At 67.6% G+C, this 26,415-nt stretch carries 23 protein-coding genes and 11 tRNA genes; 15 read left to right on the top strand and 19 right to left on the bottom strand.

Annotated features, from left to right (window positions below):
* Positions 1-13 precede the first annotated feature (13 nt).
* The 6 genes from V9K99_RS13730 to V9K99_RS13705 all read left to right on the top strand — a co-directional run bounded on the left by V9K99_RS13730 (position 14) and on the right by V9K99_RS13705 (position 7,775).
* Positions 14-916, top strand: a complete 903-nt coding sequence (locus V9K99_RS13730) for a fumarylacetoacetate hydrolase family protein (RefSeq protein WP_337001620.1) — start codon at positions 14-16, stop codon at positions 914-916.
* Positions 913-2,364 carry an aldehyde dehydrogenase (NADP(+)) gene (locus V9K99_RS13725; RefSeq protein WP_337001622.1) on the top strand — a complete coding sequence of 484 codons (1,452 nt, stop codon included), beginning with the start codon at positions 913-915 and terminating at the stop codon, positions 2,362-2,364. Before V9K99_RS13730 ends, V9K99_RS13725 begins: the two co-directional genes overlap by 4 nt.
* Entirely contained in the window at positions 2,361-4,193 is a 1,833-nt protein-coding gene (locus V9K99_RS13720) for an IlvD/Edd family dehydratase (protein ID WP_337001624.1), read from the top strand. The genes V9K99_RS13725 and V9K99_RS13720 overlap by 4 nt, the downstream gene beginning before the upstream one ends.
* A gap of 92 nt (positions 4,194-4,285) precedes the next feature.
* Positions 4,286-5,542, top strand: coding sequence for a DUF2088 domain-containing protein (locus V9K99_RS13715; RefSeq protein WP_337001626.1), 1,257 nt, complete (start codon positions 4,286-4,288; stop codon positions 5,540-5,542).
* Positions 5,539-6,405 carry a U32 family peptidase gene (locus V9K99_RS13710; RefSeq protein WP_337001628.1) on the top strand — a complete coding sequence of 289 codons (867 nt, stop codon included), beginning with the start codon at positions 5,539-5,541 and terminating at the stop codon, positions 6,403-6,405. Before V9K99_RS13715 ends, V9K99_RS13710 begins: the two co-directional genes overlap by 4 nt.
* On the top strand, positions 6,402-7,775 hold the full coding sequence (locus tag V9K99_RS13705) for an FAD-binding oxidoreductase (RefSeq protein ID WP_337001630.1): 1,374 nt from the start codon (positions 6,402-6,404) through the stop codon (positions 7,773-7,775). The genes V9K99_RS13710 and V9K99_RS13705 overlap by 4 nt, the downstream gene beginning before the upstream one ends.
* A 158-nt stretch (positions 7,776-7,933) precedes the next feature.
* On the opposite strand, the gene V9K99_RS13700 is transcribed toward V9K99_RS13705, so the two are convergent.
* From V9K99_RS13700 to V9K99_RS13630, 15 genes are all read right to left on the bottom strand, one after another.
* Positions 7,934-8,128: a hypothetical protein gene (locus V9K99_RS13700; protein ID WP_337001632.1), complete on the bottom strand. Its 195-nt coding sequence runs from the start codon at positions 8,126-8,128 to the stop codon at positions 7,934-7,936.
* Positions 8,129-8,181: 53 nt separating this feature from the next.
* Positions 8,182-8,265, bottom strand: a tRNA-Tyr gene (locus V9K99_RS13695).
* Positions 8,262-8,684 (bottom strand): methyltransferase family protein, encoded by a 423-nt coding sequence (locus tag V9K99_RS13690; RefSeq protein ID WP_337001634.1) that lies wholly within the window; start codon positions 8,682-8,684, stop codon positions 8,262-8,264. Before V9K99_RS13690 ends, V9K99_RS13695 begins: the two co-directional genes overlap by 4 nt.
* A 5-nt stretch (positions 8,685-8,689) precedes the next feature.
* On the bottom strand, positions 8,690-9,523 hold the full coding sequence (locus tag V9K99_RS13685) for an alpha/beta fold hydrolase (protein WP_337001636.1): 834 nt from the start codon (positions 9,521-9,523) through the stop codon (positions 8,690-8,692).
* Between the two features lie 101 nt (positions 9,524-9,624).
* Positions 9,625-9,697: transfer RNA gene (locus V9K99_RS13680), tRNA-Glu, on the bottom strand.
* A gap of 91 nt (positions 9,698-9,788) precedes the next feature.
* Positions 9,789-9,877 (bottom strand) — tRNA-Ser (locus V9K99_RS13675).
* A gap of 266 nt (positions 9,878-10,143) precedes the next feature.
* The gene (locus V9K99_RS13670) at positions 10,144-11,337 is read right to left on the bottom strand and encodes an RtcB family protein (protein ID WP_442914709.1); all 1,194 of its coding nucleotides are present in this window, start codon (positions 11,335-11,337) and stop codon (positions 10,144-10,146) included.
* A 28-nt stretch (positions 11,338-11,365) separates the two neighbouring features.
* A tRNA-Ser gene (locus V9K99_RS13665) sits at positions 11,366-11,457 on the bottom strand.
* Between the two features lie 106 nt (positions 11,458-11,563).
* Positions 11,564-11,636 (bottom strand) — tRNA-Gln (locus V9K99_RS13660).
* A gap of 32 nt (positions 11,637-11,668) precedes the next feature.
* On the bottom strand, positions 11,669-12,115 hold the full coding sequence (locus tag V9K99_RS13655; RefSeq protein ID WP_337001638.1) for an HNH endonuclease: 447 nt from the start codon (positions 12,113-12,115) through the stop codon (positions 11,669-11,671).
* An 80-nt stretch (positions 12,116-12,195) separates the two neighbouring features.
* A tRNA-Leu gene (locus V9K99_RS13650) sits at positions 12,196-12,274 on the bottom strand.
* Positions 12,275-12,464: 190 nt separating this feature from the next.
* Positions 12,465-12,538 (bottom strand) — tRNA-His (locus tag V9K99_RS13645).
* A 2-nt stretch (positions 12,539-12,540) separates the two neighbouring features.
* Positions 12,541-12,614: transfer RNA gene (locus tag V9K99_RS13640), tRNA-Arg, on the bottom strand.
* Positions 12,615-12,706: 92 nt separating this feature from the next.
* Positions 12,707-12,782 (bottom strand) — tRNA-Pro (locus V9K99_RS13635).
* Positions 12,783-12,960: 178 nt separating this feature from the next.
* Positions 12,961-13,029 (bottom strand) — tRNA-Trp (locus V9K99_RS13630).
* A gap of 670 nt (positions 13,030-13,699) precedes the next feature.
* Between V9K99_RS13630 and V9K99_RS13625 the strand changes: the two genes are divergently transcribed.
* Positions 13,700-13,775 (top strand) — tRNA-Thr (locus V9K99_RS13625).
* A 253-nt stretch (positions 13,776-14,028) separates the two neighbouring features.
* On the opposite strand, the gene V9K99_RS13620 is transcribed toward V9K99_RS13625, so the two are convergent.
* On the bottom strand, positions 14,029-14,691 hold the full coding sequence (locus V9K99_RS13620; RefSeq protein WP_337001640.1) for a hypothetical protein: 663 nt from the start codon (positions 14,689-14,691) through the stop codon (positions 14,029-14,031).
* 134 nt (positions 14,692-14,825) lie between these two features.
* On the opposite strand from V9K99_RS13620, the gene V9K99_RS13615 reads away from it, so the two are divergent.
* Both V9K99_RS13615 and V9K99_RS13610 read left to right on the top strand, forming a co-directional pair.
* Positions 14,826-16,787 (top strand): sensor histidine kinase, encoded by a 1,962-nt coding sequence (locus tag V9K99_RS13615; RefSeq protein ID WP_337001642.1) that lies wholly within the window; start codon positions 14,826-14,828, stop codon positions 16,785-16,787.
* Positions 16,778-17,485 (top strand): response regulator transcription factor, encoded by a 708-nt coding sequence (locus V9K99_RS13610; protein ID WP_337001644.1) that lies wholly within the window; start codon positions 16,778-16,780, stop codon positions 17,483-17,485. The genes V9K99_RS13615 and V9K99_RS13610 overlap by 10 nt, the downstream gene beginning before the upstream one ends.
* 520 nt (positions 17,486-18,005) lie before the next feature.
* Here the strand turns inward: V9K99_RS13610 and mraY are convergent.
* Positions 18,006-19,091 carry a phospho-N-acetylmuramoyl-pentapeptide-transferase gene (gene mraY / locus V9K99_RS13605; protein ID WP_337001646.1) on the bottom strand — a complete coding sequence of 362 codons (1,086 nt, stop codon included), beginning with the start codon at positions 19,089-19,091 and terminating at the stop codon, positions 18,006-18,008.
* A 437-nt stretch (positions 19,092-19,528) separates the two neighbouring features.
* On the opposite strand from mraY, the gene V9K99_RS13600 reads away from it, so the two are divergent.
* The 5 genes from V9K99_RS13600 to V9K99_RS13580 all read left to right on the top strand — a co-directional run bounded on the left by V9K99_RS13600 (position 19,529) and on the right by V9K99_RS13580 (position 23,105).
* On the top strand, positions 19,529-20,347 hold the full coding sequence (locus tag V9K99_RS13600; protein ID WP_337001648.1) for a hypothetical protein: 819 nt from the start codon (positions 19,529-19,531) through the stop codon (positions 20,345-20,347).
* Between the two features lie 108 nt (positions 20,348-20,455).
* Positions 20,456-21,409, top strand: coding sequence for a hypothetical protein (locus V9K99_RS13595; protein ID WP_337001650.1), 954 nt, complete (start codon positions 20,456-20,458; stop codon positions 21,407-21,409).
* Between the two features lie 140 nt (positions 21,410-21,549).
* A complete protein-coding gene (locus V9K99_RS13590; RefSeq protein WP_337001652.1) occupies positions 21,550-21,954 on the top strand; it encodes a hypothetical protein in 405 nt (134 codons plus the stop codon).
* Positions 21,955-22,056: 102 nt separating this feature from the next.
* On the top strand, positions 22,057-22,773 hold the full coding sequence (locus V9K99_RS13585; RefSeq protein WP_337001654.1) for a hypothetical protein: 717 nt from the start codon (positions 22,057-22,059) through the stop codon (positions 22,771-22,773).
* The gene (locus tag V9K99_RS13580) at positions 22,770-23,105 is read left to right on the top strand and encodes a hypothetical protein (protein ID WP_337001656.1); all 336 of its coding nucleotides are present in this window, start codon (positions 22,770-22,772) and stop codon (positions 23,103-23,105) included. The genes V9K99_RS13585 and V9K99_RS13580 overlap by 4 nt, the downstream gene beginning before the upstream one ends.
* Here V9K99_RS13580 and V9K99_RS13575 read toward each other — a convergent pair.
* Positions 23,102-23,587, bottom strand: a complete 486-nt coding sequence (locus V9K99_RS13575) for a GNAT family N-acetyltransferase (RefSeq protein WP_337001658.1) — start codon at positions 23,585-23,587, stop codon at positions 23,102-23,104. The genes V9K99_RS13580 and V9K99_RS13575 overlap by 4 nt on opposite strands.
* A gap of 57 nt (positions 23,588-23,644) precedes the next feature.
* Between V9K99_RS13575 and V9K99_RS13570 the strand changes: the two genes are divergently transcribed.
* Complete coding sequence (locus V9K99_RS13570) at positions 23,645-24,223, top strand: mycothiol transferase (protein WP_337001660.1); 579 nt, start codon at positions 23,645-23,647, stop codon at positions 24,221-24,223.
* A gap of 115 nt (positions 24,224-24,338) precedes the next feature.
* On the opposite strand, the gene V9K99_RS13565 is transcribed toward V9K99_RS13570, so the two are convergent.
* The gene (locus V9K99_RS13565) at positions 24,339-26,237 is read right to left on the bottom strand and encodes a heparinase II/III domain-containing protein (protein ID WP_337001662.1); all 1,899 of its coding nucleotides are present in this window, start codon (positions 26,235-26,237) and stop codon (positions 24,339-24,341) included.
* Between the last annotated feature and the right edge of the window lie 178 nt (positions 26,238-26,415).

Below are 26,415 nucleotides of genomic sequence, written 5' to 3'. Positions count from 1 at the left end.
CTGTGCTTTTTAGATGAAGGGCGAACATATGCACCTGGTCCGTTACCAATCCCCTGAGGGCCCGGTCGTCGGTGTGCGCACCGGTGACACCGTCGCCCCGGTCGAAGGAGTCGGCAGTGTCGCCGAGCTGCTCCGGCTGACCGTCGCCGAGCTGCAGACCGCGGTCGCGAAGGTCGGCGAGCCGGTGCCGGTCGACGGCGTACGGTTCTTGCCGCCGCTCGACGGTCGCGGTGAGGTCTGGTGCGCGGGTGTCACCTACGAGCGGTCGCGTGGTGCGCGGATGGAGGAGAGCGCCGAGCAGTCCGTATACGACAAGGTCTATACGGCCGAGCGGCCCGAGCTGTTCCAGAAGGCGCCGGCCTGGCGGGTGGTCGCGGACGGCGAGCCGGTGGGTATCCGGGTCGACTCCGGTCACGACGTACCCGAGCCAGAACTCGCCGTCGTGGCCAACAGCCTCGGTGAGATTGTCGGCTTCACCGTCTGCAACGACATGAGCTCGCGCTCGATCGAAGGCGTGAACCCGCTTTACGTCCCGCAGGCCAAGCTGTTCGCCGGCGGCTGCGCGCTGGCCGCCGGGATCCGCCCGGTCTGGGAGGTGCAGAACCCGAAGGACCTCAGCATCGACCTGGTCATCGAGCGCGCGGGTGACGAGGTGTTCGCGGGCACGACGTCCACCGCGAAACTCGTCCGTGAGCTGCAGGACCTGATCGACGTACTGTTCCTGCCCAACGACTTCCCGGACGGCGTGATCCTGGCGACCGGCACCGGGATCGTGCCCGAGCTGGACTTCGCGCTGGCCGAGGGCGACGTCATCACGATCACCATCGCCGAGGTCGGAACGCTGACGAATACGGTGGCTGTAGGCCGGGAACCGTTCGCGTTCCTGGCAACCGAAAACCTGGAGGAGAACCGATGATCCCGGACACCACGCCCGCCGAGCTCGAGCAGGCCCTGGCCGACGCGGCGGCAGCCGCACCGGCGCTCGGCGCCGCGGAGCCCGCTGTCCGGGCCGGGTGGATCCGCGCCGTGGCGGACGCGCTGGACGCGGCCGCCGACGAGCTGGTGCCGATCGCGATGCGGGAGTCGTCGTTGCCCGAACCGCGGCTGCGCGGCGAGGTCGCGCGGAGCAGCGGTCAGCTGCGGCTGTTCGCCGAGGTGCTCGAAGAGGGCTCGCTGCTGGAAGTCGTCATCGACACGGCCGACCCCAACGCCAAGCCGGTGCCGCGTCCGGATCTTCGGCGCGTGCTGGTCCCACTCGGGCCGGTGCTGGTGTTTGCGGCCAGCAACTTCCCGTTCGCGTTCAGCGTGTGCGGCGGCGACACGGCCTCCGCGCTGGCCGCTGGTTGCCCGGTGATCGTCAAAGCGCACCCCGGCCACCCCTCGCTGTCGGTGCGAACGGCTGAGGTGATGATCGAGGCGCTGCGGGTCGCCGGTGCTCCGGCTGGCACACTGGGCCTGATCCAGGGGTTCGATGTCGGCGTCACCGCGCTGAAGGACCCGCGGATCACCGCCGCCGGCTTCACCGGTTCGGTGCCGGCCGGCAAGGCACTGCACGAGATCGCAGTCACCCGGCCCGAGCCGATCCCGTTCTACGGCGAGCTCGGCAGCCTGAACCCGGTCTTCGTCACCCAGGCCGCGATCGATGCCCGGGGCAAGGACATCGCGACCGGGTACGTCGGTTCCTTCACCCTCGGCGTCGGTCAGTTCTGCACCAAGCCCGGCCTGCTCTTCCTGCCGTCGGGCCACGGCCTGCAGGAGCAGCTGACCGAGGCTGCCGGTGGAGTGGCCGAGGCCCCGATGCTGAACGACCGGATCAAGGACGGCTTCACTTCCGGGCTCGACCGGTTGCAGAAGGTCGAAGGTGTTCGCGTCTGGGCGTCCGGCGGCGCGACGTTGCTGCAGACAACGGTCACCGAACTACTGGCCCGCCGCGACGAGATCCTCGAAGAGTGCTTCGGCCCAGTTTCGATCGTCGTCGAGTACGACGGTCTCGACGAACTGAAGGCCGCCGTCGAGGCCTTCGAGGGCAACTTGACCGCGACGCTGCACGCGGAGCCGTCGGACACCGAGCTGGCCGGAGAGCTGCTTCCGTTGCTGACGGCAAGGGCTGGCCGAGTGCTCTGGAACGGCTGGCCGACCGGTGTCGCGGTCTCCTGGGCACAGCACCACGGTGGCCCGTTCCCCTCGACCGTTGGCTCGATCCACACCAGCGTCGGGGTGACCGCGGCCCGCCGGTTCCAGCGGCCGGTGGCGTACCAAGACGCACCCGATGTGGTGCTGCCCGCCGTACTGAAGGACGCGAACCCAGCCGCGATCAGCCGCCGGGTGAACGGGACTGTGACAACAGGTGAGGTGCCTCGATGAGCGATCTTCCTCCGACCAACGACCCGGTCGACGCCGAACTCCCGGCCGACGTACCTGGTCAGCCGACGCCCGAGAAGACCGGGGGCTTCGGCGGTGAAAGGCCGGACGCGCCGATCGGGCGGCGGAGCTTCGACCACTGGTTCGGTGAGAAAGACCGCAACGGGTTCATCCACCGGTCCTGGATGCGCGCGCAGGGCTTCTCCGAGGAGGTGTTCGACGGCCGTCCGGTGATCGGCATCTGCAACACGTGGTCCGAGTTGACCCCGTGCAACGCGCACCTGCGCCGGGTCGCCGACGCGGTGAAGCGCGGCGTCTGGCAGGCCGGCGGGTTCCCGCTGGAGTTCCCGGTGATGTCGCTCGGCGAGACGATGCTCCGGCCGACCGCGATGCTGTTCCGCAACTTGCTCAGCATGGATGTCGAGGAGTCGCTCCGCGGCAACCCGATCGACGGCGCGGTCCTGCTCACCGGCTGCGACAAGACCACGCCGGGCTCGATCATGGGTGCCGCCAGCGTCGACCTGCCCACGATGGTGGTGACCGGCGGCCCGATGCTGAACGGCAAGTTCCGCGGCTGCGACATCGGCTCGGGTACGGCGGTCTGGCGGTTCACCCAGGACCGCAACGCCGGGCGGATGTCCGAGGAGGACTACGCCGCGGCCGAGTCCGGCATGTCCCGCAGCAACGGGCACTGCATGACCATGGGCACGGCGTCCACGATGGCCTGCATGGCTGAGGCGCTCGGCCTGCAGTTGACCGGGGGAGCAGCCATTCCCGCGGTCGACTCGCGGCGCTACTCGATCGCCCAGCAGACCGGTCAGCGGATCGTCCAGATGGTGCACGAGGACCTCAAGCCGAGCGACATCCTGACCCGGGACGCCTTCGCGAACGCGGTCCGGGCGAACGCGGCGATCGGCGGCTCGACGAACTTCGTCATCCACCTGCTCGCGATCGCCGGCCGGGTCGGCGTCGACGTGACCCTGGACGACCTCGACGAGTGGGCCCGCGGCGTGCCGTGGCTGGTCGACCTGCAACCGTCGGGCAAGTACCTGATGGAGGACTTCTACTACGCCGGCGGGCTGCCCGCGGTGATGAAGGAGATCCTTCCGCTGCTCAAGACCGATGCGATCACGGTGACCGGCAAGACCATCGGCGAGAACGTCGCTCAGGCCGAGCGGACGGTTGACACCGACGTGATCCGGGCGGTCGGCAATCCCTTGGGAAGTGGCGCGGGAACCGCTGTACTGAAGGGCAACCTGGCGCCGGACGGTGCCGTCATCAAGCAGTCGGCGGCGTCGGAGCGGCTGCTGCGGCACCGTGGCAAAGCGCTGGTGTTCGCCGCCATCGAGGACTACGACAAGGCTGTCGACGATCCGGATCTCGACGTCGACGAGGACACCGTGCTGGTGCTCCAGAACGCCGGTCCGCGTGGCTATCCGGGCATGCCGGAGGTCGGCAACATGACGATCCCGCGCAAGCTCGCCGAGCAGGGGATCGACGACATGGTGCGGATTTCGGATGCGCGGATGAGCGGTACGGCGTACGGCACCGTCGTACTGCATGTCACGCCGGAGGCAGCCGTCGGTGGTCCGTTGGCGCTGGTTCGGACTGGTGACTGGATCGAGCTCGACGTACCGGCGCGGCGGTTGCACCTCGACGTACCGGAGGAGGAGTTGGAGAAGCGGCGGGCCGACTGGCAGCCGCCGACGCCGCCGTCGGATCGTGGGTGGGCCCGGCTGTACGTCGACCACGTCACCCAGGCGAACCAGGGCTGCGACCTCGACTTCCTGGTCGGCCGCACCGGTTCAGCCGTGGCCCGGCAGAGTCACTGATGTCCCCCGCACAGCCGCCGGGGCCCCCACCTCCGCCTCGCTCGGCTCAGCTTGGGCCTTTCGAAGCGATCCGGGGATTGCGGCCGGCCGGCGTGATCCCTCAGGTCACGCCGATCCGCCGGCTGCTGCCGGACCTGCCCAGCTCGTCCGACCCGTACGCCGACGCACAGTCCGCACTCGAGCCACTCCGGGAGCGGATCCTTCCCGGTGCACGGATCGCGGTGACCGCGGGCAGCCGGGGAATCCACGATCTCGTACCCGTGGTCAAGGCGGCGGTCGACTGGCTGTCGTCGGTCGGTGCGGTGCCGTTCGTCGTACCCGCGATGGGATCGCACGGTGATGCCACCGCCGACGGGCAGCGGGAGATGCTGGCCGGCCTCGGCATCACGCCGGAGTCGGTTGGTTGCCCGATCGAGGCAACGATGGAGACCGTTGTCGTCGGCACCTTGCCCGACGGTACGCCGGTCCATCACGACGCGCTGGCCGCCAAAGCGGACGGCGTACTACTGGTGAACCGGGTCAAACCGCACACCGATTTCCGCGGTCCGATCGAGAGCGGGCTGGCGAAGATCCTGGCCATCGGCCTGGGCAACCACGCCGGCGCGGCTTCCCTGCACGCCGGTGGGATCCCGTCGCTCGGCAGCTCGATCGAGGCCGCGGCCCGGATGGTCATTGCCCAGGGCAAGATCCTGGGTGGTCTCGGGATCCTCGAGAATGCCTTGGAACGTACGGCGGCGGTCGAGTTCGTCGACGCGGATGGGATCGCCGGGCCGGCCGAGACCACCTTGCTGCAACAAGCGGGCGGTCTGCTCGGGCGGCTGCCGTTCGACGAGCTGGACGTGCTGGTCGTTGACGAGATGGGCAAGGACAAGTCCGGGGCCGGAATGGACACGAACGTGATCGGCCGGTGCTGGGTGCACGGGATCCCCGAGTTCGAGTCGCCATCGATCGCGGCGATCACCGTGCACTCGCTCTCGACTGCGTCGCACGGGAATGCGTCCGGCCTCGGCCTGGCCGACGTGATCCCGGCCCGGATGCTGGAGCAGATCGACCTGCACGCGAGTTACGTGAACGCGCTGACGTCAGGTGCCGGGGGAGCACGTCGGTCCCGGTTGCCGATGGTGATGGAGGACGACGAGGCCGCCATACTCGCCGCCGCGACGATGTGCGGGCGGCGTGATTGGTCCGAGCTCCGGCTGGCCCGGATCAAGGACACCCTGTCCCCGAGCGACTTGATGGTCACGCCTGCCCTGCTGACCGAGGCGAGTGACCGGTTCGACCTGGAGATCACCGGGACGGCGCGGAACCTGACGTCGGCCGGCCGACTCGCACCCTGGAGCGACACATGAACCTTCGCGAGGCACACGCGCTACTGGCCGATCGCGGCTTCGGCCCGGGCGACACGTCCACGGCCACGTTCCCGGACGGATCGCCGTACAAGGTCGAGATCCCCAGCTGTGAAGGGCCGCGGGTGATGGCCGCCGTTCTGGAGGAGGCCAAGACCCGCGGCGTGACCATCGACCGGGTGTCGCAGGGCAGCGGCGTGATGATGCTGACCGACAGCGAGATCGAGGAGATGCTCTCGCTCGGCTCCTATGCCGGCGTCGAGGTCTGCCTGTTCCTCGGGCCGCGCGGCGCCTGGGACATCGGCGGCCAAGCCAAGGTGTCGGCCGCCGTCGGCGGTGTTGCCCGAGGCAATGAGATGGTTGCCGCGTCGCTGTGTGACGCGTTCCGGGCAGTCGAGCTCGGAGTGCGCAGCCTGCTCGTCGGGGATCTCGGCGTACTGGAACTCCTTGGTGAGTTGAAGATCGACGGATCGTTGCCTTCGGACCTGGTGCTGAAGACGTCGGTGTTGATGCCGTTGGCAAATGCTCCGACGGCGCGGCTGTACGAGCGGTTGGGTGCGACCAGCCTGAACGTGTCGACCGACCTGCCGGTGTCGGTGCTGGCGGAGATCCGGTCGGTGACGTCGGTGCCGATCGACATGTACATCGAGGTCCCGGACGACCAGGGCGGCCACGTGCGCTTCTACGACGTACCGGATGTCGTCCGCGTCGCGGCGCCGGTCTACCTGAAGATGGGCTTGCGGAACGCGCCGAACATCTACCCGGTCGGCGCACATCTCTCCGGTACGGCGGAAGCACTCGGCCGCGAGCGAGTCCGCCGGGCAGAGTTGATCCTCCGCCTGCTCGCCGAGCAGGACGAAGGATGACGGATCCGCTGGTCGCCCGGCTGCGGTCGGCGCTGGGTGGCAAGGCTGTCCTGGACGATCCCGACGTACTGGACACTCATCGCAACGATCACGCGACCTTCTGCACGGCCGGCGTACCGCGGGTGCTGGTCAGGCCGTCCTCGACGGCCGAGGTGTCTGAGGTGCTGAAGGCCGCCGGCTCGTTTGGCGTGCCGGTGGTGACGCAGGGCGCGCGCACCGGACTGTCCGGCGCTGCGAACGCCATTGACGGGTGCTTGCTGCTGTCGACGTCGCGGATGAACGAGATCCTGGAGGTCTCGGTCGAGGATCAGGTCGCGGTGGTACAGCCGGGAGTGGTGAACGCCGTGCTGTCCCGGGCCGTGCTGGACAAGGGCTTGTTCTACCCGCCGGATCCGTCGTCGTGGGAAATGTCCACGGTGGGTGGCAACATCGCGACCAACGCCGGCGGGCTGTGTTGTGTGAAGTACGGCGTGACAGCGGACTTCGTGCGTGGACTGGAGGTGGTGCTGGCGTCGGGTGAGGTCGTCCGGACCGGCCGCCGGTCGGCCAAGGGCGTCGCGGGGTACGACCTGACGCGGTTGATCGTCGGATCCGAGGGAACGCTCGGCGTCGTCACTGAGGCGACGCTGGCGCTGCGGCCTGCGCCTGAAGCAGCGTTGACCGCGGCGGCCACGTTCCTGTCCATCGAGGACGGGATCGCTGCCGCTGCCGCGGTGATGGCCTCTGGGTTGCGGCCGTCGCTGCTGGAGTTCCTGGACGGGCCTACGGCTCGGGCGATCCAGGACTATCGGGATATGGGCCTGCCGGCGGATGTTGGGTCGCTGCTGATCGCGCAGTCGGACCGCGGGCCGCGCGCCGCCGAGGACGTCGCGCGGATCGCCGAAATCTGTTCGTCGTTCGGTGCGGTCGACGTGGCGGAGGCGTCGGACGCCGAGGAGTCCCGGATGTTGCTCGAGGCACGCCGATTGGTGAACGCCTCGTTGGAGCCTTTGGGTGTCACGCTCGTCGACGATGTCGCCGTACCTCGGTCGAAACTGGTTGCCCTGCTGCGCGGGGTCGCCGAGATCGGCACGAAGTACGACGTCCTGATCTGTTGCCCAGGGCACGTAGGTGACGGCAACATGCACCCGACCGTCGTCTTCGACCGCGACGATCCTGCCGCCGAAGCACGTGCTCTGGAAGCCTTCGGCGCGGTGATGGACCTCGGTCTCGCCCTCGGCGGCACCATCACCGGCGAACACGGCATCGGCAAACTCAAGCGCCACTGGCTGGCCCGGGAACTCGGCCCGGTCGGCCTGCGCCTGCAACGCGAGATCAAGTCCGTCTTCGACCCCACCAACCTGCTCAACCCCGACAAGTTGTTCCTCTGACACGCTTGCGTCCGAAGAAGTGTGGCTCCTGACCCACATTTCTTCGGTCGTTGTCCCCCTGCCTGGAGTCGAACCAGGGACCCGGCCTTCGGAGAGCCAGGCGTGCATCCGTCACCAGAGGGTTGTGGGTACGCCGCCTTGGACGGCGTACCCGAGTGCTACTCCTCGACCGAGACGACGCGGGTCCAGTCGGAGCAGTCGGCCTCACACCAGACGTGATCGCCGGCGTGGGCGATCCGATCACGCTGAACGTGCCCACAGGCGAGTCGCACCCGGCGCAACGCGTGACCCTGCTTCACTGGAGCACCGGTCCTACCGCCGGGCACTCGCTTCCTGTTCCTGAGGTCGGCCATGGCCGGTCCTCCTCTCTCTTCGTGTTGTTGTCCTGGGCAACGATGCCCCTGGGTGCAGGAGACAGGATTCGAACCTGCTCAGCCTTGCGGCAACGGGTTTACAGCCCGCCCCACCTCTCCCACGGTGGCGCTCCTACCAGACGTACCGACGTACCTTCGCGACGTACTGCCGGTACTCATCTCCGAAGATCTCTTCGAGCCGTCGTTCTTCCTGCAGTACGCCGTGATGGACGGCCGCCCCCACGAGCGGCAACGTCGCCAGCACCCACCCGGACCCGGCGATGACTCCGATCCCGAGCTGCAGCAGGCCCCATCCGACGTACATCGGGTTGCGGCTCACGGCGTACGGGCCGCTCGTGACCAGGCTTTGAGGCTTGTCCAGCTCCGTGGTTCCCGCCGCCTTCAACGAGCCCGCGACGACCATGCTTCCCGCGGCGACGAGGGCCCACCCCACGGACCGTCGGCTCTTCAGCTGCCACGGGCGCAGTTGCTCGAGCGCGAGGCCGGCTGCGATCCCAGCCAGGCTCTCCTCAGGGATCGGCACGTTCCGCAGCACTGCGGTCAGCTTGGCGTTCGTGTGACTTCCTCGAGGAATGCGTCGGGTCGTTCGATATGAGGAACATGCCCTGCACCATCGATCACCCGCAAGGGCCAGCCAAACCTGCCGCTCGCCTGCTCCGCGAGGCTCAGCGGCACAAATCGGTCCTTCGCGCCCCACAGCAGTGTCGTCGGTATGTCGATGTGCCCGTGCACCTCCTTGGTGCATGTCCCCACCAGGTAGCGCATCGTCCGCTTGACGTGCGGCACGCGTGTTCGGCTCCGGGTATAGGTGGTGAAGGCGTCCATCCAGTCCGGGTCCCGCCGTCGTACCCGGTCGAGATCAGCGAAGGCAAACCGCTCGAACCGCTCCATGTTCCCCTCGGACGGCCACAGCGCAAACCGGATCGCCACGACTCGGAGCCCGAGCGGCATCCGGTACGGCCCGACTCCCGGCGCACCGTAGAGCACCAACCTCTGCAGCAGATCGCCATGACTGACGGCAAACCGTTCAGCCAACGTCCCGACCAACGAGTGCGCGATGAGCATCGGCGGCTCGTCGCACGTCAACCTCATCAGGTCCACCATCCAGTCGGCGAACGCCGCGTCATCCAGTCGGTCGACCGGATCGGACTCCCCAAGCCCTGGGACGTCGGGTACGACGAGCCGGCGATCCTCCGCGAGCCGTGAGACAACCGGCGCCCAGTAGACGCCACCACACTCGATGCCGCCATGCAGCAACACCATCGGAGGCCCGTCGCCGCCCTCCAGAACAACTGTCGAAACGCCGTTCACGTCGACTCGTCGTTCCTTGACAGGCAGGTCCCGCACCAGCCGATCACGTGCCTTGTCTCGCATGGCTCCAACCCCCTCGCTGTGCTCAGCGTAGGGACGGCCTGCGCCGCACCGCGTCGGAAGAAGTACCCAAGCCGGTGGACCCGGCACTGCGAAGAACTGCGCACCCCGTACCGGATTCGAACCGGTGATCTTCCGGCTGAGAACCGGACGTCCTGACCGCTAGACCGACGGGGCTCGTGCCGCACCAACTGCGCTCGTGCTGCACCAACGGGGCTCGTGCCGCACCAACTGCGCTCGTGCTGCGCCCAACAGGGCTCGTGTTGCGCGGTGAGGGCGAGATTCGAACTCGCGGGCCAAGCGAACCCGACCGACGGTTTAGCAAACCGCTGCCCCTGCCTACAGGCGGACCTCACCTCGATGGGGACCGAACGACAGGAGGTAGCACCCTTGGCGGACCCTGCGGCCGCCCGACTCCCGCTCGCTTGCCGAGCCGGATCTCTACTACCTCCTGTCCTTCCGCACCCCGGCGGCCGCCGTCTCCCCTGACGACGGCGGCCGCCGTACCCTTCCTGTGGATAACTTCCGCGCCTTTCGGCCGTTCACTTGTACGCTTAGTGAAAAGGAAGAGGCGCACGGCAGGCAGGCGCACGCCCGACATCCGACTGCTGCCGACCGACCGCCTAGCCCTTGACGCAGATGACCTGCTTGAGGTGGGCGACGACCTCGACCAGGTCGGACTGGGCGGCGATGACCGACTCGATGTCCTTGTACGCGGCGGGAATCTCGTCGACCACACCGGCGTCCTTGCGGGACTCGACCCCGGCGGTCTGGGCAATCAGGTCCTCGACCGTGTACCGGCGCTTCGCCTCGTTGCGGCTCATCCGCCGGCCTGCCCCGTGCGAGGCCGAGTAGAAGGACTGCTCCGAGCCGAGCCCGCGGACGACGTACGACCCGGTGCCCATCGACCCCGGGATCAGCCCGAGGTCCCCGCGCCCCGCCCGGATCGCGCCCTTGCGGGTGACCAGCAGGTCGAGCCCGTCGATGTGCTCCTCGGCCACGTAGTTGTGGTGGCACGAGATCGGCTGCTCGAACCGGATCTCCTGGGCGAACGACTCCCGCACCGCCTGCATCACCAGCGCCAGCATGACCGCCCGGTTCCGCGACGCGTACTCCTGCGCCCACGTCAGGTCCCGCCGGTACGCGTCCATCTCCGGCGTACCGGACAGGAACACCGCCAGGTCACGGTCCGGCAGGTCCGCGTTGTGCGGCAGGGTCCGGGCGATCCGCATGTGCCGCTCGGCGAGTTCCTTGCCGATGTTGCGGCTGCCCGAGTGCAGCATCAGCCAGACGCGGTCCTCGTCGTCGAGGCAGACCTCGATGAAGTGGTTGCCGCCACCCAGCGACCCCATCTGCTGCTGCGCCTTCTTCTCTCGGTCCTGCACCCCGTCGTGCAGGCTCGAGAACGAACCCCAGAACCGGTCCCAACCGCGGTCCAGCCCGAGCTTGCGCACGCTGACCGGGTCCTCGTGCGCCCGGAACCCGACCGGTACGGCGGCCTCGATCCGCGACCGGATCGCCGACAGGTCGTCCGGCAGGTCCGCGGCCGTCAGCGAGGTGAGAACGCCTTCCATCCCGCACCCGATGTCGACCCCGACCGCGGCCGGCGACACCGCCTGCTTCATCGCGATCACCGACCCGACGGTCGCGCCCTTGCCGAGGTGGACGTCCGGCATCACCCGGACCCCGTGCACCCACGGCAGCGCCGCGATGTTCCGCAGCTGCTGCAGCGCCTGCGCCCCCACCTCATGCTCCTGAGCCCACATGAGCGTAGAGCTCTTGGCCCCGCTCAGCTCCACCGGAAACTCCACGTTCATCTCCCCACTCTCCTCGTTGCTGTGCATGCGGCGGAAGCAGGTCTCGAACCTGCACGCCCGCTGAAGGGCTGACCGTTTTCGAAACGGCTGCCGTTAGGCCGAAACTCGGCTTATTCCGCCCGGCTCGCGTGGAGATCCCGGGTGTCGAACCCGGTGAGGCGACTGTGCAAGAGTCGCTCGCGTGCCGACGCGATCCCCGTGGACTGCGCGATGAGCGCAGTACCAGCTGCCAGGGCAGGGCTCGAACCTGCGGGACCTCGGGTCAGAACCGAGGGTGGGTCACCGTCGCCCACCTGGCATCGCGCTGACGCGGCACCGGGTGGGTACCGCGTCAGATCGCCAGCTCAGCACGCGAGGGGATCCACGGCTGCCACAGCAGTGGCATACCGGCCTCCTCGGGCGTGCGTGAGCCCTTCTTCTCGTTGCAGGACGCGTGCGCGGCGACAGCGTTCAGCCACTCGCCACGTCCACCACGGGACCGCGGCACCACGTGGTCCATCGTGGTGGCGCCCGGCTTACCGCAGTACGCACACGTGTGCTTATCGCGCTTCAGTACGCCGGCCCGCGTGTACTGAAGCCGTCCGGCGGCGTACCGCCACTTGGTCACGACGTAGCGCACCAGCCGCAGCACGCGGGGGAGAGGGAACGGGCCGATGCTCGCGCCGTCGTGCGCCTCTTCGACGACGGCGACCTCCCGGACGAGCATCCGGATGGCGTGCTGGATCGACACGACATGCAGTTGCTCATACGAGGCGTTGAGCACGATCACACCGCTCATGTGGTTCCTCCTCCCTTCCAGTGTGCCCGACAGCGCGCCGCCAGGTCGGTGATCTCGGTGTCGGTCGTGGGTCGGTCGTGTGGTGCGGCCCCGGGGACTCGAACCCCGAACCTTCTGGTTCTAAGCCAGCTGCCTCTACCAAAATTGGGCGAGGGCCGCAGGTACTCGTTGTGTCCGTGTACGACGCTCTGCCGCACAGGTGCTGCTGGTACGACGGCGTGCCGTGTGGGCTGGTCGTCGTACGGTGTGCTCGTACGACGTCCGGTGTACGAGGTGATGTGATTTGTCGTCCTACGGGTCTGCTCGTACGACGTACGCCGTACGAGGTGATGTGGTTGGCCGTACTCGGGGTGTCCGGCGGGGCTCGAACCCGCTTCCTCCGGGTCCACGTCCCGGCGCATCGCCCACTTCCGCTTCGGACACAGCACGCCCGGCAGGACTCGAACCTGCACTCCCCGGCTTCGTAGACCGGTGCTCTCTCCTGTTGAGCCACGGGCGTCGGGTGCCCTGCGCCGGATGTGGTGCGGATTTCCGTCACAGGGCACGTTCGTGGCGCCCGCTCGGCCGGTAGCTGAGCATCCTGCGGGCGCCTGGTCCAGCTGGAGGGACTCGAACCCCCGTCGTCCTCATCCCAAATGAGGTGGCCTGGCCGCTGGCCCACAGCTGGTCGCGTCCCCGGGACGCGCGGTCCCAGGGACGGTTGCCCGGGACGCGCCCGGGCGTCTTCCCCGGCGCACGGACGGCGCCGCAGGGAAGGTCCGCCCGGCCTCGGCGGCCCGGCGGAAAATGCGATGAATATCCAGTTGTCAATTGTTCGAGTCGGCATTCGTAAATGCCGAACAATGCATCGGTGGAAGGAATCGAACCCTCGCAACGCGGGTTTGGAATCCGGTCAGCAACCATTGCTCACCGACGTGGTCAGAAGTGTCTGAGTGCGGACACAAGAAAAGAGCCGCCTGATGCCGGATGCCCGGCTCAGACGGCTCTCCTGGGATGATCTCCCGCTGGAGATCACACAGGTGGGCCGCCCGGGCTCGGGCCCAGCTCGCTGGCGAGCTGGTGATAGAAGGCTTCATCACTGGCGGATCGGTCGTCGCGCACGGGTCGCGGGCACGCCGACAAGACGATGGCGGCTTGCCACGCCTCTCGTGCGTTCGCTTTCCCGTACACGGTGATCTCCTCGGTCTGTAGTTCCTTGCGGGCATTAGTCTCACCCAACTCCCACAAAGAAGTCAACGCATTTCCTCAATCAATTGTTCCCACTCCCATTTCCCGCCCTTCGGACGCACCCCACCAACAACAGGTTCCACCCCGGACCCGCCGCCGCCCGCCCACTACAACCAGCCACCATCCACCCACCAACAGCCAACCGAACCGCACCCGACCACGCACCGAGCCCCCCGCCGCATACCCCGCGACCCCCCCCGCCGACCGCGCGCCGAACCCCACCGGCGGCCCGCCGCAGCACCACGGGCCCCCGCCGCAGCACCCCGCGAACTGCCGCCGATCGCCCCCGTCGAGCTATCCGATTCGGAAACACCCCCACCCTCCCGCTACACTCTTGCCTCGGCCCCCGGGCCACCCGCCGCCTTAGCTCAGTCGGCAGAGCGTCTCACTCGTAATGAGAAGGTCGTCGGTTCGATTCCGACAGGCGGCTCCACCCGAACCCCCAGGTCAGAGGCCAGTTTCCTCGCCCGGGGGTTTCTTCATTCCTAGTCGCGTGGCATGGTTCGCGGCACGAAGCTGCTTACGATGTGCGGCATGGCTAAGGGTGATGGCAAGAAGAAGCGCCAGCCCGGCAACGATGAGGCACTGCCATCGGGGTCCATCAGGGTGCGTGTCAAGTCGTCACCGCGATTCGCCGGCCACATCGACGAGTCCCCCGGCTGCGACGAGGGGCTTCGCGCGATAGCTCAGGGCCGAGGCTCCTCGGGCTCGGCGAGGAGAGCGAGGGCGAAGGCGACCATCGTCGCGGCGAAGACCACGATCGCGAGCGGCAGCAGGGGCGTGAACTGCAGCGGGATCAGGCACAGCAGCCAGATTCCGACCGTGAGAACGGTGTAGCGCCGCCAGGAGGTCCACTGCCCCGCCCGGGCGACGGCCACCCCGGCGGCGATGAACCCGACGGCGGTCAGCACGGTTGCCGACGCGAACAGGGTGACCGCGGCCGCGCCGGCGGGGTCGTCCACGCGGGCGTCCCTGAAGATCAGGCTCACCGCGTGTGCGGCGACGAACACGATGCCGCCGACTAGCGCGAGCCAGGCGCCGATGCGACCGGGTCGGCTCGCGCCGACGGCCGCGCTGCGCGCGAATGCCCACAGGGTGACGACGAACAGCGCCTGGCCGAGCCCCCAGGTCAGCGACGTCGTGGTGGCGAGCGTTCCGGAGAACGGAAAGTTGAGCCGGTCGTCGGGCACGGTGGAGACGCCACGGTAGACGGCGACGAAGATCCCGCCGTCGAGTTGAATCCCGGCGTACAGGAGGCCGGCGGCGCCTGGCAGGAGCCGGCTAAGGGCGCGCGCCTCGGAGCGTGCGGATGCCCGCACGGTCGCTGGTGCGGTGAGGTTGCTGGTCATGACAGTCCCCTTCGTCGAGTGGATGCCATCGACGCTAGGTACGCCGGGCGTTTGCGGCATCGGCGGTACCACTTCACCTGCTATGTAGTGCTGACACTGATGTCTCCGGGCGGCGCGCGGGTCATGATGATCGGGTGCGAGTCACTCGGCCTGTGACCCTGGCCTCAGCGTGTCTGGGGTTGACGGTGCTCGCCGAGGTGGGTGCGGTGGCCCTGTCGTGGGGCCTGCCGTCGTACTACTCGGTCTTCTTCGCCCTCTACGAGATCACGCTGACCGCAGTGGGCGCGCTCATCGTGCGTCGGCTGCCACGTCACCCGGTTGGGTGGATTCTCTGTCTGTTCGGGGTGCAGGGCGCGGTGACCTCGGATCTGGCGACCGGCTGGGGTCTGCGGGCCGTCGAGCAGGGCTGGCCCGCTGGCGAGGTGGCCCAGTGGGTCGGGCTGGTGGCTTGGTGTCCGGGGGCCCTGATGTGGGTCCTTGCCCTGCTGTACACCCCCACCGGCCGGTTGCCCAGCCGGCGGTGGCGGATCGTCGTATGGGCCGGCGTCGCGGGTACGCTGACCTATGTCGTCGGCTGGTCGTTCAGCCCGTCGTCGATCAACGCGAACACCGGAGAACGCAACCGCTTCGCCGTTGACTGGCTGCCCGGCCAGCATCTCACCGTCGTCGGCGCTACGCTGATGTCCCTGTCGGCGGTGGGGGCGCTGGTGTCGCTGTTTGTGCGGTTCTGGCACGCGGAGCAGGTCGTACGCCAGCAGCTCAAGTGGGTCAGTCTCGCCGGGGTAGTCCTCGCGCTGTTCCTTCCCGTGTCCTTCGCCTTGTGGTACGTGTCACCGCTCCTGCGGGAGATTTCGCCGCTCACGCTGTCGGTCATGACCCTGGCGCTCGGCGCCGCGGTGCTGCGCTACCGGCTGTTCGACGTCGACCTCATCATCCTGCGGTCGGTCGCCTACGCCGGCGCGTCGATCCTGGTTCTGGCCGTCTATGCGGCCGTGAGCGTCGTGCTGGGTGCGGTCGTCGGAGGGTCCTCGGCCTGGCAGGTGGCCGCGGCGACCCTGGCCGCGGCCACGGTCTTCCGGCCCGCCCTGCGGGCCGTGCGGCTGGTCCTGGACAGACGCTTCGACCAGGACGGCCATTCCGCCCGACTACGCGTCGACGCCTTTCTCGAGCGCCTGCGATCGGGTACCGACCGCCCGGACCGCATCCAGGACGTGCTCCGGGAGGCGCTGCGTGACCCGCAGCTGCGGCTGCTGGTCTATCTGCCGGCGTCCGGTGGCTACGCCGACATGCGCGGCCGCCCGGCGGAGCTCAATCCCGGCTTGGCGGTTGTCGAGGTGGATCGTGCCGGGGTGCCGGAAGCCGTCGTCCAGTACCGCGACACGGGGGACCCATCCCGCCAGTCACGAGTCCGCCACCTGGTGGAGCACGGCCGGCTGGCGCTGCAGGTGGCGCGGTTGAGCGTCGAGCTCAACCGGCAGCTCGACGAGCTCGACCGATCACGGGCGCGCATCGCCGAGGCCGCGGACGACGAGCGGCGCCGAATCCAGCGCAACCTGCACGACGGTGCCCAACAGCGGCTGGTGACCATCGGCATCGGGCTTCGCGGGATCGAAGACAGGCTGAGAACCACGGGCGCACATGAGGACGCCGACCATGTCGACGGGCTGGTGGCGGACCTGGCCGCAACCATCGAGGAGCTGCGCATGCTGACCTACCGGCTACCCCCGCCCCAGCTAGATGCCGGAATCGCCGCGGCGTTCCGAGAGCTTGCCGGACGCGCCCCGATCCCCGTCGTCGTCGACGCCGACCCCGAACGTCTGGACCGCAATCTGGAGACAACCGCCTACTTCGTCGGATGTGAGGGCCTGACCAACGTCATCAAGCATGCCCGGGCCACCGCGGCCACCATGCGCGCCGTACACCGCAACGGCTCGCTGTTCGTCTCCGTCGCCGACGATGGCGTAGGCGGAGCGCTAGCGCGCGAAGGTTCCGGACTGGCGGGTCTGGCCGACCGGGTGGCCGCGGTCGGCGGCCGGCTGCACATCGAGTCCGGCACCCAGGGCACACTGCTGACCGCGGAACTGCCATGCGGGTGATCCTGGTCGAGGACCAGGCACTGCTGCGCGAAGGCCTTGCCGGACTGATCCGCAACGCAGGACACGACGTCGTCGCCTCGCTCGGCGACTGCGACGGCATTGAGGATGCGGTCCGGAAGCACTCACCCAACGTCGTCATTCTCGACGTCCGGCTGCCCCCCTCCTTCACCGACGAGGGCACCCGCGCGGCCGCCGCACTCAAATCGACCCGGCCCGACCTCGGCGTCCTCCTGCTCTCGCAACACATCGAGACGGCCCACAGCGTGGAACTCGCCGGCCTGGGCGGGTTCGGCTACCTGCTCAAGGACCGGGTGCTGGACGTCTCGGAGTTCCTCGCCGCTCTCACTCGAGTCGCCGAGGGAGGCTCGGCGCTCGACCCACAGGTGGTCGCCGCACTACTCAACCGCACCGCACGCCGGGAAAACCTCGCTCAGCTCACCGAGCGGGAGAACGAAGTGCTCCGCTTGATGGCGCAAGGGATGACCAACACTGGTATCGCCAAACGGTTGGTCCTCAGCGAACGGACCGTCGAAGCACATGTCCGGCGACTGCTCATCAAGCTCGGCATCGCCGACACCGAGGACGCCAACCGGCGGGTGCTCGCGGTCCTCCTGCACCTCGGCGTGCGCACCGCACCCCTCACCGACGGATTCCGCTCCGCAGCATCGGGCTACACAACAGCGCCACCTACACATTGAGATCGCTCGCTGTGCAGGCCGAATGCGTCCACACAGCCCGCCCGCGAGCGCACAGGACACAACGGCCTTCCGACGTACTCGCCCCGGAACCGGGCATTGGCGGTGGCATGACGGGTGCTGCGCGGGTGGCCAGCACCCGGAGGTCGCTACAACAGGATGCACCCTGAGGCCGTGCCGATCCCTCGCCCACGCGGCTGGCCCATCGCCGGCGGCGCGGCGCCGATACAGAGGCAGCCCAGCGGGCTACCCGTGTATAAGGCTGCGCCCTCTGCACAATGGACCCCATGGCCGCAACCTCCGCCGCATCACTCGCGGGTCCAACCCAACCATCGCGAGAACCACCCAGCTTGGTGCTCGCTCGCGAGTCAGGGGATGCGACGACGACGTTCCTTGTCGTGATGAGAAGGTCGTCGGTTCGAATCCGACAGGCGGCTCCACCCGAACCCCCAGGTCAGAGGCCAGGTCCTCGCCCGGGGGTTTCGTCGTTTCCGGATCACGTGGTGCGGGTCGTGGTGCGAGCTCAGGCCAGCCACGAGGCATAGAAGATCCCGAGCCCGGTCGCGACGAAGACCCCGGCGACGATCCAGAAGCGGATCACGACGGTCACCTCGTCCCATCCCAGGTGTTCGAAGTGATGGTGAATGGGAGCGATTCGGAAGATGCGACGGCCCGTGCCCGTGAGTCGCTTGGTCAGCTTGAAGCAGATCATCTGCAGTAGCACGGACAGGGTCTCGAGCACGAACAGTCCGGCGATGACGGCCATCAGGAGCTCGGTTCGAGACATGATCGCCAGCCCGGCCAAGGCGCCACCGATGGCGAGGGAGCCGACGTCGCCCATGATGATCCGTGCGGGCTTGGCGTTCCACCAGAGGAAGCCGATGCAGGCCGCAGTGATGGCGGCTGCGAAGACCGCGAGGTCGAGAGGGTCGCGCACCTGGTAGCACTGTGACTCCACCACGGTGGGCCGCGAGGAGTCGCACAGCTGGTTGTTCTGCCAGATGTTCACGATGGTGTACGCGCCGAAGATCAACGCCGAGGCGCCGGCGAGCAGCCCGTCGGCGCCATCGGTGAGGTTGGCGCCGTTGGAGGTCGCGGTGACGAGGAACCAGATCAGTAGCAGGATCACGATCAGGGGCAGCTTGATCCCCCAGTCATGAGTGGTGGAGATGTACTGCGACGCCGGCCTGACACCGCGCTCGTCGGCGAAGAATTGCGTGGACAGGACCCCGAAGACGAGCGCGACCAGCGTCTGACCCGCCATCTTGGCCCGACTGCTCAGACCCTGGTTGTTCTGGGTGTAGACCTTGATGAAGTCGTCGAGGAACCCCACTACCCCGCAGCCGAAGAACAGCAACACCAGGAGCCAAGCGCTGGCACTCGGCCACCCGCCGGTCAAGATCGTTGCCGCCAAATAGGCCGCAGTGGCACTCAGCAGGATCACGAGACCGCCCATGGTCGGCGTGCCCCGCTTCACATGATGTGTCGTCGGTCCGTCGTGCCTGATCGGCTGGCCGAAGCCGTGCCGGGCGAACCATCCGATGGCGATCCGGGTCCCCAGCAGCGAGCAGACCGTCGCCAGCGTGCCGCTCAGGAGTATTGCCCGCATTCCATTCCGCCCTCTCGGCCAGGTGGTCGATCCCTTCAAGGCAAGAGGGAGTCGTCTCGCCGATTCTGGGAAACGGCAAGTCGGTCAAACATAGCGAAGACGTGGGTCCCAGCAGGCCGCGACGTGGATCGAACCAGGTCAGCGGCCGGCCTTGCTGGAAGCGCTGCTAGAGGGCGAAATGCGACGCTGAGCTTCCTCCTCGTATGAGAAGGTCGTCGGTTCGATTCGGCGTTTCCCAGCTGCGGACACCAGCCGGTGCAGCGGTGCATCATGGCCGGTAGGGCGGTGCCCCGGTGGATGGAGGCCTGCTGGGTGAGGATGCCGGCGCCGCTCTGGGGCCGGGGAGGGATCGGGGTCTGCCGGGCGACGGCCGCCGGGGACAGCGTCCAGTTGCGGGCGCCTGCTTGCGTCCGCAAGCAACCTTCAGGAGGGGGAACATGAGACACCTTCGGAGCGCGGCTCTTGCCGCGCTCGTGCTCGGCACCCTGATCACATCCGCGGGTACGGCGCTCGCGGCCCCGCCGGGCAACGACACCTACGGCGGCCGCACCGTGGTCGGCGCCATCCCGTTCACCGACAGCCTCGACACCACCGAGGCAACCACCGACAGCGACGACATCAGCACTGACTTCTGTGGAACACCCGCGCCGCTGCCGACCGATGCCAGCGTCTGGTACGAGATCACCCCGACCGCGGACGGCCCTCTCCGGGCCGACGTGTCTTCGTCGACGTACTCAACCACCGCGAACGTTGCGACCGGCAGCCCGGGGAACTGGAGCCTGGTGGCCTGTGGCTTCGGTGCGGTGACGTGGACGGCGACCGCCGGTACGACGTACACGATGCTGGTCTTCGACAACCAGTTCGACGGAGGGGGTAACGGGGGGACACTCAACCTCACGATCGATGTGCTCCCGCCGCCACCCACGGTGGACATCACCGTGAACCCGGTCGCAAGCTTCAACAGTCGGACCGGTTCGGCGACGGTGAGCGGGACCGCGACGTGCACCGGCGATCCGGCCTTCGGGATCGTGGAGGTCAGACTGACGCAGCAGGCCGGGCGCTTCACCGTTCGTGGCAGCGGTATCAACACCCTTCTGTGCGACACCACGGTGCAGTCATGGAGCGTGCAGGTGGTGCCGGACGGCAGCAAGTTCGCCGGAGGCAAGGCGGCCAGCGACACGATCGCGACCGTCTGCAGCCCCATCGAATGTGGGTTCGGCATCGAGTCGGGCCCCGTGCTGCTACGCGGCAAGTAGGAACCGCAGGGGCCGCCCGGTCGGGCGGCCCCTGGAAGTGGACACTCGGCCTACGACGGTCAATGCAACGATTCGCCGGGCCTGAGGCGTCCACGGAGTATGAGGCTCATGAACCGCAGTCGTGGGTACGTCGGTTCTGCCGTCGTGGTGATCGGGTTCGCCCTCACGGCGTGTGGAGCCGAGGTCCCACCAACCTCTGGTGCAAGCGACGCGACGCCCAGCGTGGCGCCGACGGTGCCCCGTGGTGCCGTTCCGGCAGCTCCGGCGACTGCGGCGTTTGAAGAGCGGGCGCGCGCCGTCGCGGAGGTTGTCCGGGCCGCGGGGATCCCGAAGCCTCCGGAAGGGATCTTCCTGCATTCGTCCCGGACGCCGGACCTCGCGTTCGACACGACCGAGCAGAAGCTTGCGTGGTCGGCCGGGAAGGTCGTCGTGGCCCCGGGCGTTCGGCTCGGATCAGGCGGTACATCCCGCATCGATTTCGCGGACGGATCGAGCGTTCCGGTGAGCGTGGTCGACGCTCGCCCTGCCCTTACCGGCGAGATCGGGTTCACCCAGAGCAATTGCAGGGGCATACCGGCATCGTCGTGCACCCTCACGATCACCGCCGCTTCGCTGGGAACAGCCGAGGTCGTCACGAGCCGGGGTCCCGCGACCGTACCCGCGTGGTCCTTCACCGCGAAGCGCCTGTCGAGAAAGATCGTCGTCGTCGCAGTTTCCAAAGACGTACTCAAGACGCCGGCCATGCCGGTCCCGCCGCCCGGGCTCGACGATCCCGCACCGGGCCTGCTCCACGCCGAGATCCTCGCCCGGGTCGAAGGCAGCACGCTCACCTTCTTCCTCAACCACGGGGACTGCGATGGCAACCTCCGAGCTCACGTTCTCGAATTCGACGACCTGGTGGTCGTCGGAGGAAGCCACGACCAGCCGCCGGCCGGCACCGCATGTACGGCGGCACTGCGTCGGTCAGCCGCGGTCGTCGCCCTGGCCGCCCCACTCGGAGACCGCGCAGTGATCAGCGCATCCACCGGCATCAGGCTCTTCCCCAACCCTCAGATCAAGTAGAAGTGCTTGACCCCAGCGCCGGTGGCCGCAGCGGTCGGCTCGTTGCCATAGGTTGGTCAACTGGTGCATGGGATTGGGGTCTTGTGATGCATGGTCGGCAGCCGAGTCCGTCGGGTTCTCCCGAGGTGTTTCGCACTCTTGTGCGTCAGACGGGTTTGACGGTCGAGTCGCTGACCGCGGCGAGCGCGTGGTCGGTGTTCGGCTCGTTCAGCGGGATCGAGTTCGATGTGCCGCGGGAGCCGGACTCCGACGGTCTCCTGTACCAGTTCGGGATCTATGACTTCTCCGGCGAGCCGCGCTTTCACCTCGATCTGACCAGGCAGTTCGGCTTGCGTGACTCCGAGGAGTATCTGCAGTTCCACTGCGATCTCCAGTACCTGCCGACGCCTCGGCTCGAGGTGCTGGGTTCACACTCGGAGTGGTGGTTCCGCGGCGACGGAAGACAGCTGCCGGAGTGGTTTGCCGCGGTGAACCAGCGTCCGGAATGGCCCGTCCTGGAGTCGGCGCTACCGACGGCAGTCGAGGTCTACTGCGACGAGACGTGACGTGGCCGGTCGATCGTCCGCCGAGCGCTGGATCGCCGCCAGTCGCGCTGGTGCCAATTGTGGTGGCGGGATTGAGGGGACACCTGGATGATTTCAGGTGTGATGGAGTCTGCGGTTGAAGGTGCGTTGGAGCGGTTGGGTGATGTGCTGGCGGGGGTGAAGGCTGATGTCAGTGACTACTGCAGCCATTGCTACAGCGAGCAGGACGCGGCTGCGCTCGCCGGCCCAGTCGCTTCGATCCCTTCGCATCTGCTGCCTTCGGTTGCCCTCGAGGTGCCGGATCATTTCGGCGACTTTGCCAATCTGTACAAGAAGCTGACACCTCGCATCATGGCGCTGCTGGTTCATGACGACCTTCACGTCGACGAGGAGTTGGTCGCGGAGCGTCTTGTCGAAGTTGGGTGCTGGAGTGCTTGGGCCGAGGATGAGCGTGCGGCGATGCTTGCCTTATGCAACGTTTGGTGGGAGGCGACGTTGTCGTCGTACCCGCGTCAGCCGGAGGCTCGTGTCGTGCTCAGTTTCCTCGCGACGACGCCCGTACCTCTGGTTCATTGGCTCGAGGTGTGGAACGCGCAGCCGCACGGTCCGGCGGATGGGCACGCCGCGGATCTCTTCCTCGACTGGGCGCCGTACTTGATGGGAAACGAACTGAAGGTCGGCTATTCCGAGACGATCGACATCACGGCAGACGTCAAGCGATGGTTCCTCGAGGACGCGCGGCCGCGACTCGTGCGGGTCCCGGCGGCGGATCCCCGGCTGACGGAGTACCTCGAATACCTTGATTACCTCGAGGGTCGGACTGGCAACATGTCCTCATGAGTACGCCGATACTGCGCGCGATCACCGAATCGAACGAGCGGTGGGACGACCCGTCGGAGGATCTGCTCTTCGAACTGCTGTCGGATGTCGAACGAGGTGAAGGCAACTACCTCATCATCGAGCGAACGACCGATGCCAGTGGGCACACGTACGCCCAAGCCCTGCGCTGTGAGGACGGTTCGTACGTCGTCGAGCACCGCGAGGGCAGCGCTGATCGGCACTACGGCACCTCTGTCGCCGACATGCGCGCAGCCCATCAACTGCTGACCGGCTGGGCCTTCGAACTCCCCGGCTGGAATCACAACACGCAGTGGACTCCCGTGCACGTCTAACCGCGCGGGCCGTTGTCGACGATTCGGAAGCCGCGGGATTGGTAGTTGGGTAGGGCGTGGGGGTGTTCGTCGGGGTTGGTGTGGAGATAGACGCGCGTCGTGGGGGAGTTGAGGGACCAGGCGGTTTGGGTGGCGAGGGTGAGGAAGGCGCTGCCGAACCCCTTGGACTGGTACTCGGGGACCAGGCCGAAGACGACGACGCCCACATCGCCGTCCGGTTCGACTGAGAGTTCGACGAAGCCGGCTACCTCGTCGGTCACCTGGGCCAGCCAGGTGTGGATTCCTGGCTGCGACAGTTCCCCGGTCCATTCGGCGTCGGTCCAGGCGCTTCGGCCGCTCGAACCGATCGGGTCCCAGATGCGGTTGTAGAGCGCGCGAATCAGTGGTGCGGCATCCGCGGGTGGCTCTTCGAGTGTCAGTGGGGCGGGCGGTGGGTTGCCGGGGATGAGTTGGGTCGGTGACGTCATCTCGAGGCAGATCATGATTGTCGACAATAGTTCCGGAAGGGGATCGTCCGGAACCGGGTCTAGCGTGGCGCTATGACTGACATCTGGTGGGAACCTCCGGTTGCCGGCACCGACGTCGAGCACCTGGTCGGGGCGCTCGATCGGTTGCGTACGACGTTCCGTTGGAAAGCCGACGACCTGGACGCGGCCGGGCTGCAGACGCGGATCGGTGTGTCGTCGTTGACGATCGGCGGACTGCTGAAACATCTGGCGGCGAACGAGGACTACCTGTTCAACGTCAAGTTCCGCGGTGAGCCGATGGGTGGGCCGTGGGTCGGCAACGGGTGGAAGGACGACAACGACTGGGAGTTCGACTCCGCCGCCGACGACAAGCCCGAGGAGCTTTACGCACTCTGGGACGGCGCCGTCGAACGCTCCCGCGCAACCTTGGCGGCCGCCATCGCCGACGGCGGACTCGATCAGCCCGCGCACATCACCTGGCCCGACGGACGCCATGCCAGCCTCCGCCGCCTCGTCTGCGACCTGATCGAGGAGTACGGCCGCCACACCGGCCACGCCGACCTCCTCCGCGAGGCCGTCGACGGCCGAGTAGGCGAAGACCCACCCCCCGGCTGGCACCCCGTCGGCGCCCGCACCACCACGACGAGCTGAGCACCAATCGAGCCCGCTGCCGGTGCGGGCTGAGCTCAACCGCCCAGCCCGCCAGAGCGCTGCGAGCTGACCTCAGCAGCCCGGCGCGGCGCACTGGCAGAACCTGCATACCTGACTACTTCACGCGTTGCATGGTTCCGTCTGGGGCGATGGCGATCGTCGTCTTGACTTTGTCGACAATCAGATTGATCCGAAGTCGACCACCCTGCTGGGTTGTCGTGTAGGTGACGGCGCCGTTCGTGCGGACCGGGACGATGAGTGACAGGATCGACGCCGACCGCCCGGAGCGGTTGAACTTCACCACCGGGGAGGGCTTGCGGGTGTTGATGTTCTCGTAGTGCCAGCCCTGGATCGGGTCGGTCGCACCTGTCGCCACCTGGATCGGCGTCGTCTCCTGCTGGAACGGCACCTGCAGCAACACAGTCTTCACCCGATCACCCGGCCGCGCCGCCACCGCGGAACCATCACCGACGACCCGAACCGTCTGGTCCGACGGCAGATGCCACAGCGTCTGGTACTCCTCGTTCGACGGCGACGTACCGCGATCCAGCACCACCATCAGATCCGGGCCCTTCAGCACCAGCACCCCACGCGTCCGGTTGATCCCCTTGCCCAGCGAGTCGCTCAGCTCGTAGAACTCCGACGTTGCCGAGATCGACGACCGGTTCAGCTTGGTGACCGGGTGTTCCGCTGCCGTCGACAACACCGTCATCTGGTTGTGGGAGAACTGGCTCTTCGCCCAGCTCCGCCAGTCGTCCCACTTGTAGCCGGAGTGGCCGCCGTCGATGAGGATGTCGCGACCGTGCGAGGTGTACGTGACCGAGGTGTGGTCCTCGTGCCCGTGCAGCTTCCGCGCCGGCCCGAACCGGATGCTGTACGTCGATTCCTGCGTGAACGGCCGGGTCTCACCCCACCCGGTCCGGCCGAAGATGTACCCGGCGTCGAAGATCCCGATCCGCTGGCTCGGCCGGATCCCGCTCTTGCCGAGCGTACCGGCGTACTCGAGCACCGTTCCCTCGACCGGGAACGTGCGAACCACCTCGGAGTCGCCGATCTGGTGCAGGTTGCCGAGCGAGTTGGTCGCGAGCGCGAGCCACTTGGCCAGTTCGCGCCGGCGTGCCTTGATCGTCGTACCCGGGTCGACACCGCACTTCTGCAGTACGTCGATCGCGCGGCCCCAGAGTGAGTAGTTGAACTGCGCGTACGCCGTCGACTGCTCGTTGGTGGAGCCCTGCGTGTCGATCGAGGTCTTGATCGCGCTGGACAGCCGATCGGCGGCGATCTTCTTCAGGTCGGGCCGGTTCAGCGTGCAGCCGATGCCGAACAGGGCCAGGCTCTCGTCGGTGCCGTGGTTCCAGTCGCCGCTGTAGTTCTTCTGCAGGAACCACGCGTGCTGCTGCAGCGCCTTGTCCAGCCACGTGTACGACAGCGGCAGCTTTGCCACCCGCAGCCCGGTCAACGTTGCCTGCCGCAAGCAGATCAGCACGTTCGTGCGGTGCATGGTCGACTCGTAGGCCCCGACGTTCGACTTCCAGGTGTACGGATTGTCCTTGACCCAGTCCTGGGCGATCGCGCTCACCCGGGCCAACGCGCGCTTGTCACCCTTGCCGCCGGCGACGATTCCTTGCCCCAGCCAACGAAGCGAGTGGAACCACATGTACCAGCTCGGGTTCTGGTACGGGTTCAGGCTCCAGTCGACATCACCGTTGCCGTTGCCAACCTTGTACGGCGCTCCAGTGCCCCAGGCGAACGTGTCGCGATAGAGGTTCGCAACCGGGTTCTTCCCGTCGATCCCGCTGTACGCCGGGCAGGTGTAGACGTTCTGCCTCGGCGGCTGAGTCACGGTCGGGGTGGCTGGTTCGGGAGTCCGGCCAACCGTCGGGTCGGGTGCCGCCTCGGGAGTGGAGCCACCCCAGGGAATCACCAGCGACGTCACGACGACGGCTGCGCTCAGCAGCAGAGCGATGCTGAGTCGCAGGGTCGTTCCGCCCTTGCGAAGGCGTTGCGCGAGCATGGTTGGTTCCTCACTGCAGCCCCCCAAGGGCATGCTTGTTCTGGCCTAGACCTGAATTCAGGCCGGACGGGGCCCTGGGACTGGTCAGGTGGTTTTCGTCGCGATGCCCGAGATGGCGGCACTCAGGGCTGTTGCTCCAACAGGTCTTGTCTTACTAACGCCCGGCGGCAGGTCTGAC

The organism is Kribbella sp. CCNWLW201 (genome assembly GCF_037203805.1).
Taxonomy (GTDB): domain Bacteria; phylum Actinomycetota; class Actinomycetes; order Propionibacteriales; family Kribbellaceae; genus Kribbella.
Note: the sequence above shows the minus strand (reverse complement) of the source record. Positions and strands in the feature narration are given on the sequence as shown.